At 61.7% G+C, this 16,133-nt stretch carries 12 protein-coding genes and 1 pseudogene; 6 read left to right on the top strand and 7 right to left on the bottom strand.

Going from position 1 to position 16,133, the window contains the following annotated elements; all coding sequences use genetic code 11:
• The first annotated feature begins 155 nt into the window (after positions 1 to 155).
• From RMET_RS22390 to RMET_RS22380, 3 genes are all read left to right on the top strand, one after another.
• On the top strand, positions 156 to 1,061 hold the full coding sequence (locus tag RMET_RS22390) for a LysR substrate-binding domain-containing protein (RefSeq protein ID WP_011518830.1): 906 nt from the start codon (positions 156 to 158) through the stop codon (positions 1,059 to 1,061).
• Between the two features lie 284 nt (positions 1,062 to 1,345).
• Entirely contained in the window at positions 1,346 to 2,848 is a 1,503-nt protein-coding gene (gene argH / locus RMET_RS22385) for an argininosuccinate lyase (RefSeq protein ID WP_011518829.1), read from the top strand.
• A 46-nt stretch (positions 2,849 to 2,894) separates the two neighbouring features.
• Positions 2,895 to 3,857 (top strand): Bug family tripartite tricarboxylate transporter substrate binding protein, encoded by a 963-nt coding sequence (locus RMET_RS22380; RefSeq protein WP_011518828.1) that lies wholly within the window; start codon positions 2,895 to 2,897, stop codon positions 3,855 to 3,857.
• Positions 3,858 to 4,288: 431 nt separating this feature from the next.
• Here the strand turns inward: RMET_RS22380 and mqo are convergent, their stop codons facing one another.
• The 4 genes and pseudogenes from mqo to RMET_RS22360 form a co-directional block, all read right to left on the bottom strand.
• Positions 4,289 to 6,004 (bottom strand): malate dehydrogenase (quinone), encoded by a 1,716-nt coding sequence (gene mqo / locus RMET_RS22375; RefSeq protein WP_011518827.1) that lies wholly within the window; start codon positions 6,002 to 6,004, stop codon positions 4,289 to 4,291.
• 270 nt (positions 6,005 to 6,274) lie between these two features.
• Positions 6,275 to 6,577 (bottom strand): annotated as a pseudogene (locus RMET_RS22370) (ATP-binding protein); the annotation flags it as partial.
• A 55-nt stretch (positions 6,578 to 6,632) separates the two neighbouring features.
• On the bottom strand, positions 6,633 to 8,282 hold the full coding sequence (locus RMET_RS22365) for a rhodanese-like domain-containing protein (protein WP_011518826.1): 1,650 nt from the start codon (positions 8,280 to 8,282) through the stop codon (positions 6,633 to 6,635).
• 63 nt (positions 8,283 to 8,345) lie between these two features.
• Complete coding sequence (locus tag RMET_RS22360) at positions 8,346 to 9,494, bottom strand: Bug family tripartite tricarboxylate transporter substrate binding protein (RefSeq protein WP_231108898.1); 1,149 nt, start codon at positions 9,492 to 9,494, stop codon at positions 8,346 to 8,348.
• Between the two features lie 73 nt (positions 9,495 to 9,567).
• On the opposite strand from RMET_RS22360, the gene RMET_RS22355 reads away from it, so the two are divergent.
• From RMET_RS22355 to RMET_RS22345, 3 genes are all read left to right on the top strand, one after another.
• Complete coding sequence (locus RMET_RS22355) at positions 9,568 to 10,599, top strand: fatty acid desaturase (RefSeq protein WP_011518824.1); 1,032 nt, start codon at positions 9,568 to 9,570, stop codon at positions 10,597 to 10,599.
• Between the two features lie 120 nt (positions 10,600 to 10,719).
• The gene (locus RMET_RS22350; protein WP_011518823.1) at positions 10,720 to 12,369 is read left to right on the top strand and encodes an FAD-dependent oxidoreductase; all 1,650 of its coding nucleotides are present in this window, start codon (positions 10,720 to 10,722) and stop codon (positions 12,367 to 12,369) included.
• A complete protein-coding gene (locus RMET_RS22345; protein WP_008652374.1) occupies positions 12,366 to 12,701 on the top strand; it encodes a 4Fe-4S dicluster domain-containing protein in 336 nt (111 codons plus the stop codon). The genes RMET_RS22350 and RMET_RS22345 overlap by 4 nt, the downstream gene beginning before the upstream one ends.
• A gap of 86 nt (positions 12,702 to 12,787) precedes the next feature.
• Here RMET_RS22345 and RMET_RS22340 read toward each other — a convergent pair whose 3' ends face one another.
• Genes RMET_RS22340 through RMET_RS22330 form a run of 3 tightly spaced genes read right to left on the bottom strand, consistent with a single transcriptional unit; the run spans position 12,788 to position 16,128 of the window.
• The gene (locus RMET_RS22340; RefSeq protein ID WP_011518822.1) at positions 12,788 to 14,461 is read right to left on the bottom strand and encodes an amidohydrolase; all 1,674 of its coding nucleotides are present in this window, start codon (positions 14,459 to 14,461) and stop codon (positions 12,788 to 12,790) included.
• A gap of 3 nt (positions 14,462 to 14,464) precedes the next feature.
• Positions 14,465 to 15,361, bottom strand: coding sequence for an ABC transporter permease (locus RMET_RS22335; protein ID WP_011518821.1), 897 nt, complete (start codon positions 15,359 to 15,361; stop codon positions 14,465 to 14,467).
• Positions 15,358 to 16,128: an ABC transporter ATP-binding protein gene (locus tag RMET_RS22330; RefSeq protein ID WP_011518820.1), complete on the bottom strand. Its 771-nt coding sequence runs from the start codon at positions 16,126 to 16,128 to the stop codon at positions 15,358 to 15,360. Before RMET_RS22330 ends, RMET_RS22335 begins: the two co-directional genes overlap by 4 nt.
• Between the last annotated feature and the right edge of the window lie 5 nt (positions 16,129 to 16,133).

The following is a 16,133-nucleotide window of genomic DNA, read 5'->3' as shown; positions in this document are numbered from 1 at the left end:
GGAATCCCATGACAAAATTCTGACGCTGGTCTCTCATGACGAACAACCCCAGCCACGGTTGGACGCGCATAAGAGAAATTTATGGGCGCGGCAGCGTGCTACGTTGTAGGCTCGCCCCCCAAAAGTCATGGCATCAGTCTTCGCCTTAGCTACCTATGCAACTGAATCCCCGCCAACTCGAAGCGTTCCGTAGTGTCATGGTGTCCGGCAGCATGACCGTGGCCGCCGAACGGCTCAAGATCAGCCAGCCAGCGGTGAGTGCGCTTATCAGGGACCTCGAAAAGAGACTGGAAATCCGCCTGTTCCGGCGTGAAGGCAATCGCCTGATTCCGGGTGCCGAAGCCCAGCGATTGTTCCGCGAAGTGGACCGGTTCTACCAGGGCATGGAGCAGATCGAGCGTGTGGCGCTCGATCTGAAGTCCGCTCGCATCGGTACCCTGCGTGTTGCGTCCATGCATACGCTGGGATTGAGCCTGCTCAGCGAAAGCGTCAGGCAGTTCTCACTCTCCCGCCCAGAACTGGCGATCTCGCTGGACGTCAGGAATTCTCTAGGCGTCATGGAGCTCGCCGCAGCGCACCAGATCGATATCGGATTCGTTCAGATGTCCGGCGATGAGTACCCCGGGGTCGATGTTCTCCCGCTACCAAGCGTCGCGGCAGTCTGCGTACTCCCGCGTGGCCATGCTTTGGCCCGCAAGAGGTCATTGAAGATTACCGATCTGCAGGATGAGCCGCTTATCTCGCTGAATCGCAATAGCCCGGTGCGGATGCGATTGGAGATGGAACTCGACGCTGCTGGCGTGACCTGCAAGCGCTCGGTGGTCACATCGCTCGGTCACGTGGCATGCAGCCTGGTGGCAGGCGGACTTGGTTTGACTGTCGTTGATCCCTTCACCGCGCGCAGAGTGCGTGATCCAGGTGTGGTCTGGCGTCCATTGTCGCCGGCCGTACAGTTCCATTTCTCCATGGTCCTGCCGTCCCATCAGCCGCGATCGAAGGTTGTGGAAGACTTTATCAAGCTGGTCAAAGAACAATTCAAGGCGAGCGTCGCCTCGTCCTGATTCGCCGCGAGCCGCGGTGAAACCACGCATAAGTAGAAGATTTCCTTATGCGCGTCCAACCGTGTCTGTAGTTGTGCCTCGCGGACCAAAAATTCATCATCGAGTCATGGAATCGGACTAGCAGAAGTGACCGCGCCGCGGTCTTTCGCCAAGGTTCATTCCGATCGTTCGCCCGGCGCGATCTGCTTGCAGCGCGCGGGGCGAGGCCCCCGTCTGAACCGCATTATTGCTGGGTAGAGAAGCGCCGTCCGCATGGCCAGGCGCCGATTGCCTCGCTTGTTACCATGACATCGACTCCCCACGAAACACTACTTGCCGAGGCTCGCCTGAGTTCGCCTCCTGCCTCCCGGTTGACGAAGCACTACGCACTGCCAGGGCTCGAGCGCGAACGCAGGCAGTTTCACGAGTTCGTCGCCGTTGATCTTGCCCATACGACCATGCTCGTGGAACAGGGCATTCTTTCGGCGGAGACCGGTCGGGCCATCCTGGAGCAATTGCTGATCATTCGGAGAATGCAGCCCTCCGCGTTTCCCGTGGATGTGCGCAAGGGCAGCCTTCTGCTGCAGATCGAGTCGTATCTCTTCGGCGCCATCGGCGAGGACGTGGGCGGCCAGATGCACACCGGCCGCAGCCGCATCGATCAGGGCGCCACGGTACGCCGCCTGTACAAGCGCAACCGCATGCTGGATGTGATGGACCAGTTGAACGTATTCCAGGAGGCGATTGCCGAACAAGCGCGCCACCACGCGCACACGATCATGCCCGGCTACACCCATATGCAGCAGGCCCAGCCATGGGTGTTCGGACACTATCTGCTCAGCTTCAGCTCCCGATTGCATGACAGCTTCGAGCGTCTGGCGCAGGCGTACGGACGCGTCAACCGCAATCCACTGGGAACCGTGGGTCTTGCCGGCACGTCATGGCCGCTTAATCGCGAGCGAACCACGGAACTGCTCGGATTCGACGGCCAAATCGAGAACTCCAAGCTTGGCCGCGAAGCTTTCGATGCAGCGGATGCGATCTGCGCACTGTCGTTCATCATGGCCGATTTGAACGATCTGGCTACCGACCTGCATATCTGGTCCAGTGCCGAGTTCGGATTGGTTGAATCCGATGACAGCTACTGTGGTACGAGCAGCATCTTCCCGCAGAAGAAGAACCCGGTCGCACTGGAGACCATCAGGAAGGCCGCCGGTCCTGCCGTGACGTGGCTGAGCGCGGCGCTGGCCACGTTCCGCGCGGAAGGGACCGGCGACCAGGCCATGCGTAGCGTCTCACATATCGACGAGGCCTTGGCAACGACAGAAAGCATGCTCGATCTGTTCACTGGCGTCATGGAAACGCTGATCGTGCATCAGGACCACATGGCCGAATCGCTCAAGGGAAGCTGGTGCACCGCGAGCAATCTGGCGGACGTCGTCGTGCGTGAACGACGTCTGTCCTTCCGCCAGGTGCACCACATCGTCGCCCGTGCGGTGCGCAACTGCGTGGCGCAAGGACTGCGTCCCGATCAGTTGACCAGCAGCCGTCTCGATGAGGCAGCTCTCGAAACGGTGGGTATCGCGCTGAATCTGGGCGACGCGGCGGTACGTGATGCGCTCGATCCGGTTCGCTTTGTCGAAACCCGGATTACGGAAGGCAGCGTCGGGCCGCAGCAGGTTGCGCGACTGCTCGAACGCGCGGCGCAAGAACGCGCTGCGGATCGCCAATGGGTCAGCGAGGCGCGCGGCCGACTGAGTCGATCGCAACTGGCACTCAATGAAGCCGTGAGCAAGCTGGTTGCCTGAGAACCAGCGTGACGCTTACGAAAAAATACCGAAGGAGACGCTGGTTATGTTGAAGTCGAAGTCCTTTGCCTTGTTTATGTCCCTCGCGGCACTCTCCCTGGGTGTGCGCGCAGAGACCTATCCCTCGAAGCCAATCATGCTGGTGGTGCCCTTTGCGGCAGGTGGTACGGTGAACATGATGGGGCGGCTGGTTGCCGAGCATATGGGGGAGCAGCTAGGTCAGCCAGTTGTCGTCGACAACAAGGCCGGTGCGGGCGGCGCGATTGGCGCCGGATTTGTCGCCAAGGCCACCCCGGATGGATATACGTTGCTGCTGGGCTCGATGGGACAGGCCGTTCAGCCTCTGCTTACCAAGCGGCTACCGTACGATCCCAAGAAGCTGGTTCCGGTTGCGTTGTTCGCAACCGTTTCGAATGTTCTGGCCGTATCCAGCAATGCTCCCGCGAAGAACGTCTCGGACCTGGTTGGCTACTCAAAGGCTAATCCCGGCAAGTTGAACATGGCGTCCGCTGGAATCGGCTCGATCAATCAACTGATAGGTGAACTTTTCATGTCCAGAACCGGAGCCAATTTCGTACATGTGCCGTACAAGGGCGCTGGCCCGGCCGGTGTCGATTTGCTCTCGGGGCAGGTACAGCTCATCTTCGCGAACCTGCCCAACGTGCTGCCTTATGCGAGGGCTGGAAAGGTTCGCCTGCTGGCAGTCGCCAGCGAAAAGCGTGACCCCGCCATTCCCGACGTACCGACGTTTGCGGAAGCCGGTGTAAAGGATGCAGTTGTCGAGTCGTGGTACGGCTTGATGGCGCCTGCCGGTACCAAACCGGAGGTGATCAAGAAGCTGCAAGACACCCTGCTGGTCGTGACCAAAGACAAGCGATTTATTTCCCAACTGGCAGAGCAAGGCGCACGACCGTACCCCGGCTCCAGTGCGGACATGACCCGACTCATGGAAAAGGAAGGGAAACGTTGGGGTGAAGTGATCGAGCACGCCAAGATCTCCCTGGACTGAATCGACACTCTGCCAAGGCGGACGCTGCCAGCGAAACACTGGGCAGTATTGGCCCTCCCTCGTGGAGGGCCTTTTTCTTGGGGGGATTCCGAAGCAACCGCTCGCGAACGAAAGAACAACGACGCGGCGACCAGCCATGACGCCTGGTTTCCTCAACGCTTGGGGCGAGAAAAAATACTGACGAGATTCCCGTCGGGTCGCGCAGCAAAAGCGAGCGATTGCCCCATGGTGCGTCAAGTCGACGCGGCTGCGTCAGGCCCGCCTCTTGACGGTCCGCCAAGGCCTGGGCACAGACGCAGCCAGCCACGCCTTGCGCAACACGAGTCCTGCTCAGTTCAGCCGAGCGTTCAAGTGCCTCTTCGGTTCGACACCAGCGGTGGAGGCAACGCGGACGCGCGCGCCGGGTGCTGCCCCAGCGCGCAGCGCAGGCCTTACAGGGCCATATCGGGCACCTTCTTCACCACACCCGGGTTCATCATTGGGACGGTGGCCGGGACAACGCCGTCCAGGCTTGGCGGAGCAATGGCCAGTTGCAGCGTTTCTGCCGTGGTCGCCCATTCCTTTGCCAGAAGCTGCGGGTTTTCGTTGAGCTTTTTTCCGTAGCTGGGCACGATCTCATGAATCTTTTGCTGCCAGGCCGCCGTTTTCATCTGTTCGGGGAAAACGCGCTCGAGCAACGACAACATGATCGCTGGCGACGTCGAGCCGCCCGGCGAAGCGCCCAACAGCGCAGATACTGAACGGTCGCCAGAGACCACGACCTCCGTGCCAAGCTTCAGTACGCCGCCCTTCTCCGGATCGTTCTTGATGATCTGCACGCGTTGTCCGGCCTCCCACAGACGCCAGTCCTCGTCCTTCGCCTCGGGCATGTAGCGGCGCAGCGCCGCCATCTTTTCTTCGCGGGACAGCGCCAATTGCTGCGCAAGATACTTCACGAGCGCAAATTCGTGAGCGCCGACTTGCAACTGAGGAATGACGTTCGACGGCGTCGTCGCCTTGGCCAGGTCGAAATACGAGCCGTTCTTGAGGAACTTGCTGGACCACGTGGCAAACGGCCCGAAAAGGATCACCTTCTTGCCATCGAGCACGCGGGTATCCAGGTGGGGCACCGACATCGGAGGCGAACCGGTATCCGCAAGACCGTAGACCTTTGCCAGATGGCGCGACGCGATCTCAGGCTTGTCGGTGACCAGGAACTCGCCGCCAACCGGGAAGCCACCATATTGCTTCGCCTCGGGAATGCCGGACAGTTGGAGCAGCGGCAATGCAGCGCCACCTGCGCCAATGAACACGTTTCGCGCATCCACCGTCTGGATCTGGGAGCCATCCTTCGTGTCGAACGCGGACACACGCCAGGTGCCGTCCTCATTCCGTGTAATCGAACGCACTTCATAGCCGGTGGTGACTTTCACTCCCGAATTGCCGGACAGGTGCTTGTAGAACTGACGCGTGATTTCGCCCAGATTCACGTCCGTACCCAGCGGCGAACGCGTGGCGGTGACCACCTCATCGGGCTTGCGACCTTCCATCATGACCGGAATCCACTCGGCGATCTTCGCCGGTTCGGTCGTCATTTCCATGCCCGCGAACAGAGGCGAAGCCTTGAGTGCCTCGACGCGCTTACGAATGAACTCCCGATTCTCCTGCCCGAAGACAAGATTCATGTGCGGCGTCGAGTTGATGAACTCACGCGGATTGCCGAGAACACCCTTGCGCACCTGATGCGCCCAGAACTGGCGGGAAATCTGGAAGTTCTCGTTGATGTTGATGGCCTGGGCGATATGGACGTTCCCCTTATCGTCCATCGGCGTGTAGTTCAGCTCGCAAAGCGCCGAGTGTCCGGTACCGGCGTTGTTCCAGCCGTTCGAGCTTTCTTCCGCGACTTTATCCAGACGCTCGAAAACCTCACACGTCCAGTTCGGCTCCAACTCCTTCAGATAGACGCCGAGCGTCGCACTCATGATGCCGCCGCCAATCAGCAGCACATCGACCTTGCGATCCGCCTTCGCGGCGCGGTACTGGCTGCCGAAAAAGTACGAGTATCCGCCCCATGCGGCTGCGGCACCGACGGCGGCTGCAAGGAATTTACGACGGGTGAAAGGCTTGCCGCCGCGGCCAGCCACGGTCTTGTTGTCCGTTTGAGTCATGGGAGTCACTTCAAATATGCGTGCAGCGTCGACAGACTGACCAAGCCGGACCTTGCCAACGTTGATTCAGACTGGGGGGCGCTGTCTTGTCAGTGCACGGCGGGTCGGAAGCAATTCCACATGCCGGGCGATACGAAAGCGCGGATTGTAACGCACGCCGAGTAAAACGCTAGGTGAAAACCCTAATGCAGAAATGAAGACCGATGACATTTTGAGTGGCTTGAGTCACATAACGGCGAAAACCCAACATGCGCAAACTCTTGTCTAGCGTTACGCGACCGTGGCTTCATCCGGCATGGGCGGCAATGTCATCATGAAGCGTGCTCCACCCCATGAACCGCTGTCGAGGTGCACATCGCCACCATGAATGAGCGCCACGCGGCGCACGATCGCAAGCCCGAGGCCAAAACCGCCCGTATGGCGATCGCGGCTCGAGTCCAGCCGGCGAAACGGTTCGAAGACACGTACACGATCTGCGGCAGGAATGCCAGGACCATCGTCCTCGACCGTCAACACCAGAGAACCACCGGCGCCTGTTGATGCACGCAGCGAGATTGAGCGGTGCGCGTGGCGCGCGTTGATGCTGAATCGATGCGGCCCACCCTTTCTGCCATGGCCCGTTTCCGCTCTAGTCAAAGAACCGGAACCGTACGGCAGGATCTTGCGTCACGCGCGGCGCGAGATTGCGTTCCCAGTGGAGGTATCGCTCCCAGGCGGGAATGCGCTGGCACTCGGGCACGCGCATGATGGAACCCCAGTCATCCAGGAAAGGCGTGAGCAACCGATCATCTTCCACCCCCGTTTCAAGCGTCTGGCCGGCGGCACGCCAGGCATCCGTGCCCCCTTGCAGCCATTGCAGCGCGTTCTCCGCCGTGGCGCTGCCGTAGACATTGCGCGCGGCATCCAGCAAATCTCGCGCTGCGAGCAAGGCCTGCCTGCCGTCGGGCGATGTCAGCACCAACCGCTGCCCGTTGGCTACCGCATCGGCCAATGCCGCGCCAAGCGCACCATGCTCCGAAGCGGTCGCATAGGAAGCGCCGGGAACATGCCCGCGCAGGAAGTCGATGCTCGGCCCCACGTCCACGACACGTGCGCCGGCGTGGGCGATATGGTGCGAGAGCTGTACGGCGCTAACTGGCTGAGGTTGCGCCGAAGACGCCGGCAACTGCATTGGCGGTTCGTGCAACGCTTCGAAGTTCGCCAAGTCGTGGTCGGGCCGCGCATCGAGGATGTAGACCTGCGCCTCGCCCAACTGCAGCAGCCAGAACGCGGTGATTGCCGATCGCAGGCGATGCGGCTCGTCCACCAGCACCATGCTGGCGTTGCGTACCGCCACCAGGTTCTCGAAGTGCATCAGCAACTGGCCACCAGACACCGCCACCACACCGGGTCGTGACTTGGCGCCAGGCCGCAGATCGAAGCACTGCACGTTCCGCGTGGCCTCACCGCGCCACCGCTGTACGGTGGCGGCATCCACCACGGGCAAGGCGTATCGCGCGATCAGCGCATTCGCGCGCGCCACGGCATCCGACTCAATCAGGGGGGGCAGCACGTCGCCCGGCTCTGGCGCCTGCCGCACGTCGTCTTCGCCCTGAACCACCCAAGCCATGACACCATCCCCCACCCATGCCACCGGTACATGCTGGCCATGTACCACGCGCGTTGTCGCCGCGCCAATCACGCCGCGCGTCCGACTGAAGCAGTGCACTGCCCACAAGTGATCCGGTTCGCGCTGCGGCAAATGTCGCAGCGGCCATTCCGTGCCGGGGTAGTTCAGCGCGCCTGGCAACGTGCTGAATTGATGCTCAAGCCGCGTGCGTACGTCCACCACGGTTGTCGGCTGCCCCTGATCCAGGCGCCTGGCCAACGCCTCTGGCGACAGTTCATCCACACCGTAGTGCTTGCGGACTTCTTCGCCGAACGCCTTGACCAATGCGTTGTAGCCATCGATCAGGACGCCGCCACTCGCCACCCACGCGGAAAGGCCACCTTCGAGTTCATGGATCTCCTGGTAGCCCAACCGCCGCAGGACAGCCGCAGCGCGCGCAATCTGTTCGGACGCGGCACCTGCACGCGGGTCCGCGCTGACCAGGACGACAGGTACGTCCTGCCGCGTCAGGATCTGCGGCGCTTCGCGCTCCAACAGCGACAACGGCAGGTGCCGCGATGCGATGATGTGTCCCGCCGCGAAATAGCGCCCTTCGGAGACGTCGAGCAACGCCAGCTCGCTTCCCTCCTCAAGCCACGCCTTCAGACGTGGCGGCGAAATGCTTGCCATCGAAACAACTCCCTTGGATATCGTTGCTTATCTCAATGCGATAGATGTAGCAAGACATCAATCTCAGTTTGGCTCGATGCCCACGCGCTTGACCTCTTCAATCCACTGGACGGCTTCCTGCCGCGCGAATCTACCGAGTTCCTCCGGACGACCGCCTACCGTTGTTGCCCCGATATCGGTGTAGCGTTTCTTGAACCCAGGCGCTTGAACGATATTGTTCAGTTCGCGCGACAGCTGCTGGACGATCTGCGGGGGCGTTCCACTGCGGGCAACGATGGCGTACCAGGACGTCACTTCGAAGTTCTGCAAGCCAAGCTCCTTCAGTGTCGGCACGTTGGGCAACCATGACACACGGTTCTTGTAGGCGACTGCTAGGGGTTTCAATTTGCCGCCCTGGATATAGGGCAGCGCAGTCGCCATCTCCGTGAACATGAACTGGATCTGTCCGCCCATCAGATCGTTGAGAGCAGGCACCGAACCTTGATATGGAATGGAGGTGAAGTTCGCGCCAGTCTCTGTCTTGAGCTTCTCGCCCGCCAGATGCGCATAGGAGCCGATGCTTGCCCCGAAATTGACCTTATTCGGGTACGCACGCGAATATTCGATCAGTTCACGCACCGAGTTCACCGGAAAGCTCGGGTTCACCACCAGCACCTGCGGGGTTAGCACCAGCAGGGAAACCGGGGTGAAGTCGCGATCCAGATCGTAGGACAGATGCTTGAACAACGCGGGCTGTACGGTCAGGTTGGAAGCAGGTGCCAGCAACAGCGTGTAGCCGTCCGCGGGCTGTCGTGCCACCCACTCAAAGCCGATATTGCCTGCCGCGCCCGGGCGATTCTCCACCACGATCGTCTGCGACAGGCGCTTGCCTAGCTCATCGGCCGCATCGCGGGCCACCTTGTCGGCAATGCCGCCTGCGGGATACGGCACGATCACCCGAATCGGCTTGCTGGGATAGGCATCCGTGGGCGCGGCATTCGCCTCTGGCAACCACGTTGCAAGGCACACCAGCATGCCGAATATGACCCCGTTGAACCCGATTTTTCTGCGCTGCTGATGTGAGTGCTTCATTGGAATTTTCGCTAGACGTAATGCAAACAGACATCCATTGGATGCCGAAGCGAATACCCAAGGGAACGAAGAAATTCGTGTATTCACATATCCGAATCTTCGTTGCGACGGCGCGGCCCAGCCTCCTACGATGACAACCATTTCTCCAGACACCGACCGCGCCCCGCCCTCTTCCGTTACATGGTGAGCGGCGGAGTGTTACGAACTTGCCACCATGTCCCTTGTCACGCCCGTGAGCACTGGCCCAGCCACCAAGACCATCGAAAGCGCACCAACGGGAAAGGCCAAAGTGCCGGCAACCGACTACAGCACATCGCCAGCCCACTCGACGCGGCTGCCCACGCCGAAACGCTCGTCGCATGCCTGGGACCGCTATGAACTTCCCACCATTGCACTGGCCGCCGTACTTTATGCCGCGTGGGCCGCGTTGGTCTGGTGGCACGCAAGCATCCCCGGGCCGCTGCTGTTCCTGGCGGGCGGCTATGTCGCGCAGCTCCATTTTTCCCTGCAGCACGAATCCATTCACGCCATGCGGCACCTGCCGATCTGGTTGCGTACTGCCGTAGTCTGGCCACCCATCAACCTGTGGCTACCGTATCCGTTCTATAACAAGGGACACAGCACGCACCACATCAATGTCCATCTCACCCATCCCCAGAAGGACACGGAAACCGCGTACCACAGCCCCACTCAATGGCAGGCAATGAGCGTCACATGGCGCGCGATCTATCGCGCCAATCAGATCCTGCCAGTGCGTTTGATATGCGGCCCCTTCCTGCGTCTGGTACGGCTCGCGCGCAATGAGTATCGGTGCCTGATTGCAGGCGATTTCAGTCGTCTGAAGATCTGGGCGATACATGCGTTGTCCGCGACGCCCTTGCTGTACTTCGCGCTGGCGCTGGCCGGCATGCGCTGGTGGGAGTACCTGCTGTACTTCGTCTATCCCGGCATGATGCTCGGTCAGCTCCGGACGTTCACCGAGCATCGCTGGGGTGAACGTCCAGTGGAACGCACGGCTATCGTGGAATCCAACAGCATTGGTGGCCTGCTTTACCTCTACAACAACCTCCACTACGTGCATCACCTGTTTCCCACACTGCCCTGGTATCACATCCCCCGTTATTTCCGCGCGCATCGCGCCGCAGTACTACACGGCAATGGCGGCTTCTACTACCGTGGCTATGCTGAGATCGCCAGGCGCTTCTGGCGCACCTCAGTCTTCGACCCGGTCCATCCGCGCTGGTAGGCAACGTCGGACAGACGTCGTGCGCCAGTTTGCGCACTAACTAATGCCAAAAGCTTCATTCCCATGTCGGGATGTGTTGCCTAGCATTGCTGGTTGCTGCATGAAACCTTGGAGTGACAAATGAATCAGGTCAAGCGCACGAAATCCTCGTCATCCACAGATACCGAGTTGGAAGCTGATGTCCTGGTGATAGGCGGCGGTCCCGCAGGTACGTGGGCTGCACTGGAGGCCGTACGCAACGGCGCCACAAACGTCGTGCTGGCGGAGAAGGGATACTGCGGCTCTTCCGGAGCGACGGCGGCGGCAGGAACCACGGTGTGGTACATCTCGCCGGACGAAGGTAAACGCGAGACCGCCATGGACAGCCGCTACGACATGGGTGGTCGCCTGGCGGACTATCGTTGGATGGAACGCGTGCTGGACCGCACGTGGCATGGCATGAATGAGTTGGCCGATCACGGGTATCCATTCCCCCTCGATGCGACGGGCCGCTCACAGCGCGTGTCATTGCAGGGGCCCGAGTATATGCGGCTGATGCGCAAACGCGTGGTGCAGGCGGGCGTGAAGATTCTGGACCAAAGCCCCGCGCTGGAACTGCTGCAGGCTGACGATGGCAGCGTGGCTGGCGCGCGCGGTGTTCACCGCCAGAACGGCTCACAATGGCGAGTCAGGTCCAAAGCGGTCGTCATCGCCACCGGTGGCTGCGCGTTCCTGAGTCGTGCGCTCGGCTGCAATGTCCTCACTGGTGACGGATTGCTGATGAGTGCGGAAGTGGGTGCCGAGATGTCTGGCATGGAGTTCTCCAACGCCTATGCCATCGCGCCCGAAAGCGGCTCGGTTACCAAGACCATGTTCTACAACTGGGCCTCTTTCACCGATGAAGCTGGCGAGGTGATTCCCGGCGCCGCATCCAAAGGGGGGCGTAGCGTGATCGCGCGCGAGCTAAATCGGCAGAAGGTCTACGCCCGGTTGGACAAGGCCGATGAGGCGACACGTCTGGCCATGCGCGCCTCGCAGCCCAACTTCTTCCTGCCGTTCGACCGTCAGGGCATCGATCCTTTCACACAACGCTTTTCCGTCACGCTGCGTCTCGAAGGCACGGTACGCGGAACCGGCGGGTTGCGTATCACCAGCGAAGACTGCGCCACCAGCGTGTCCGGCCTGTATGCCGCCGGAGATGCTGCTACGCGCGAGCCCATCTGCGGCGGATTTACCGGAGGCGGCAGCCACAATGCAGCCTGGGCGATTTCCTCCGGCTCATGGGCCGGCCAAGGGGCGGCGAGGTTTGCACTCCAGCGCGACACCAACCAGCGCTCGGCGCGGGGCGCCGGTGTCGCGGCCATTTCTGGTGCCGGCCGCCAGACCATCAATCCTGCCGCGCTCACCCGAGCCGTGCAGGACGAGGTATTCCCATTCGACCGCAACTACTTTCGCCACGCCGACGTACTGGCACCTTCGCTCGGTCGTCTGGATGACGCGTGGCTCGGCGTGCGCGAGTCCGCGCCTGCGGCGGTGGAGCAGATGCTTGCCGCGCGCGAGGCAGCGGCCATGCTTGCCACTGCGCGCTGGATGTACGCCAGCGCCCTCGCCCGCAAGGAATCCCGCGGCATGCACAAGCGTTACGACCACTTGCAGCTGGATCCCACGCAGCACCACCATATCGTCAGCGGAGGATTGGACCAGGTCTGGGCCCGTCCGTTGGCCTATGACACTCAAGGTGGTCCGCGATCGGCGCAAGCCAGGGCCGAGCAGGAAGGTATTGCCGCATGATCGAACTCATTAGCGAAAGCCGCTGCACTGGCTGCAACATCTGCGTCCGCGTCTGCCCGGTCAACGTGTTCGATGCCGTGCCTCAGGCCGCACCGACCATTGCCCGACAGGCCGACTGCCAGACCTGCTTCATGTGCGAGGCCTGGTGCCCGGAGGATGCCATGTTCGTCTCTCCCAACGCCGAGGCTTCGACCGGCGTGAGCGAGCAATCGCTGGTGCGCGAGGAACTGCTGGGGAGCTACCGCAAAAACATTGGCTGGAATCGCGGATTTCCGGAGAAACGGGGCGTAGACGACTCATATCAACTCCTCAGTATGCCGGGTGCCCGCTGAGCGAGGGAGTCGCTCGCAGCCTGCGACTGCTACCGCTATCGGCGGACCAGGGACTGGCAAGGGCCAGTCCGGCTCCCGGGCCTCACTCAAGCCGCTTCGGCTTCATGCACCACCCGGCCTCCCACGATGGTGAGCGTGCTGTGCAATGTCTTCCATTCTTCGGGCTCCTGCGAAAACGGGTCATCCGACAGCACTGCCAGATCGGCCGCGTAGCCGGGATAGAGCGGCCCCTTCCAGTCTTCGTCGAACGTCAGCCGCGCACCTGCCACCGTGAACGCAGCCAGGCCCTGTTGCAGAGACAGTGCCTGCCCGGGCCCGATGGTACGGCCACTGACGCGCTCCTGCCTGCGTGCCGCCACCCAGAGGGTGAAAAACGGCTGATAGGGGATGTTGTCGGTCGCAAGGGCGTACGTCAGCCCCAACTCCTCGAACGTAGCATGTGGCACTACGGCGTTTCCACCGTCCGTCTCGTCGAGATAGGCGCTGCCACCTTTCCAGAGGCAATACGTCGGAATAGTGGTGGCCAGAATGCCAAGCGATTTCAGCGCCAGCAAGTCCTCGCGACGCGCACGGGCAATATGCTGCATCACCCATCGGCGCCCGTTCAGCGGAAATCTTGCGTCCACTTCGCGAAGCACCGGAACGATCTCATGCAGACGATCGCCCACAATGGTGTTGACTCGCAAATCATGCTCGGCCGCGAGGAAACACAGGGCCCGATAGTCTGCCGGCGTCACGGCCTGCTCGACGAAGCCCGACCATCCGGTGTTCGGCAAGTCCTGCCGCGCGCAACAGGCCACGGCGGCGTCACCTCCATAGGCCAGATGGACGCCGCTCACGCGCAACCACGGGTCACCAAGACCTCGCCCACGGGCCACTGCCAGCCAATCCCGCATCGCACGTGCCGCCTCAGTCAGGTTGTCCCACGTTGGGCTCACCACCAGGCTGGTGCGCATGGTCAGCTCCCCCTCCTCCCACAACCGGCGATACACGGAGATTGTCTCCGGCGCCGAGCCATGGCCTTCGTAGATGCTGGTGACGCCCTGCGCATGATAAAGGCGCTGTGAGATACGTAGCCCTTGAATCCGCTCGGCAAAGCCGAATCGGGGCACATCCGGAAGCAAGTCAAACTCAATCGTCGGGCGATTGTTGTGTTCGACGATCTCGCCGTTCAGTTGCCCCTGTGCGTCCAGCCCGATCTCCACGCCGACGCAGCGTGACTGACTGGCAGGCGTGAGTCCGTTCCTCCGCAGCGCCAGACTGTTGAGTGCCGCGCGTCCCGGCGGCTTGCCCCAGTTGCCGAAGTGCGCCGGAATGTAGACCGGGTGATCCGGTGCGGCTGCGTCGAGCTCCTCGCGAGTGGGCATGCGCGCCTCCCGCAACTGTGCGGGCCCGCCGAAGTAGTAAGGCGGCGTACCCACCGGCATGGTGACGATGTACTGCCCTTTCGGCGTCAATCGCGCCCGCTCGCGAACGACGTTCAACACGTCCGCCACGCTGCGGGCCTGTGCAAGCGAAGGGCGAAGCGTCTTCAGCCCTTCTCGCTCCATGTGCGCGTGGGTATCGTTAAAGCCTGGAATGACACACGCACCTTGTAGGTCGCGTACGGCTTCGGCCTGCTGCGCGAGCGCCATGGCAGCGTCATCCAGCGCCACCACGCTACCGTTGCGCAGCGCGATTGCGTGGGCGCGCGGGTGCCGGGCGTCGAATGTATGGATCTGCCCGTTATGCAGGACGAGCAGACCTCGTGTCGCTCCCATGTCTTAGCTGACCGTGTGATACCACGGGAACAGCTTGCGCGTCACCAGAAGGAACAAGCGATCCGCCAGGAAACCGAACACGCCCAGCAGCACGAGTCCGATGAACATGATCTCCACCTGGAAGAGCTGATGTCCCAGCGACATCATGTAGGCAATGCCCTGTGTCGACCCGGAGAGTTCCGCGGCAACCAGCACGACCAGCGACACCGCAAGCGCCTGACGGACGCCGGCCAGAATAAATGGCAATGCCGCCGGCAGTACTACGAGGAACAGCTGCTGCAACCGCCCCGCCCCCAGGGAAGCCGCCGAACGAAGGTACACCACGTTGGTGTCGCGCACGCCAATGAAGGTGGTAATCCAGATCGGGAAGAACGCTCCCCAGGCAATCAGCGCAACCTTGGGTGCCTCGCCTATGCCGAACCACAGCACTGCCAGCGGGACCACGGCCAGCGACGGCACTGAGCGAAAGCCATGCAGCACTGGTTCACTCACATACTGCAGCAAGGGAATGCGTGCGGTCAGCACACCCACGGAAATGCCCAGCACCAGAGCGATGACAAAACCTGATATGGCACGCAACAAGCTCATGCCGATGTGCCCGAAGAGTTCACCTGACCGAATCAAGGGGATAGCGGCCTCCAGCACCTTGGACGGCGGCGGAAACAGCGCCGGATTGATCCACTCGAACACATGCGGAATCGCCTCCCATGCGAGGAGAAACAAGGCCACGCCCAGCAGATTCAGCGCGATGCGTCCGCGACGCCGGCTTCGCTCCTGTCGTTCGGAATCTTGCTGGAATCGCTCGGCCAGCGACACCGTGTCGGCGACTGTGGCTGCCGCGCCACCTTGACGCCTGCCTTCCGCGCCCAGTTCGGGTTGCGCAATACTCGGGAAACTCATCCTGCACGCCTTTCGTAACCTTCCGCCAGCGCCGACTCGATTTCGGCATAGTGCTGCGCGAACTCCAGCGAACCGCGCTGGCGCGGGTACGGCAACTCGATTGCAATATCGGCCCTGACGCTTCCAGGGTGCGCGGCCATGACCACCACTCGCTGCGCGAGGAAGATTGCTTCATCGATGTTGTGGGTAACGAACAGCACCGACACGCCGGTCTCCTGCCAAAGACGCAGCAAATCATTCTGCAGCGACGCCCGCGTCATCGCGTCCACTGCGGCAAATGGCTCGTCCATCAGCAGCACCTGAGGCTCCACGACCAGAGAGCGCGCCACGGCAATACGCTGGCGCATGCCACCAGACAGTTCATTGGGATAGCGATCCGCCGCATGGGACAGATGTACCCGCTCCAACGCCTGCAGTGCACGCCGCTTGCGCTCCCCGGCATCCACCTTCAACGCACGCAAGCCGAACTCCACGTTCTGGCGCGCGGTCATCCAGGGAAACAGCGCGTACTCCTGGAACACGGCGCCGCGCTCAGGGCCCGGCCCCCTCACTAGCTCACTGCGAAAGCGCACCGCACCAGCGGTCGGCTTCACAAAGCCTGCCAGCAGATGCATCAGCGTGGTCTTGCCACAGCCCGACGGGCCGATCAGGCAAACGAACTCTCCGGCGCGAACGTCCAGCGATACTTCGTTCAACGCCTGTGTCGGCGTGGAATCGCGTACCGCAAAGAACTGCGAGACGTGCTGGAACTGAATAAGCTCACCCATACACG

It is taken from the genome of Cupriavidus metallidurans CH34 (assembly GCF_000196015.1).
Lineage (GTDB): Bacteria > Pseudomonadota > Gammaproteobacteria > Burkholderiales > Burkholderiaceae > Cupriavidus > Cupriavidus metallidurans.
The sequence above is the reverse complement of the archived record's forward strand: the minus strand, read 5'-3'. Positions and strand labels throughout refer to the sequence as shown.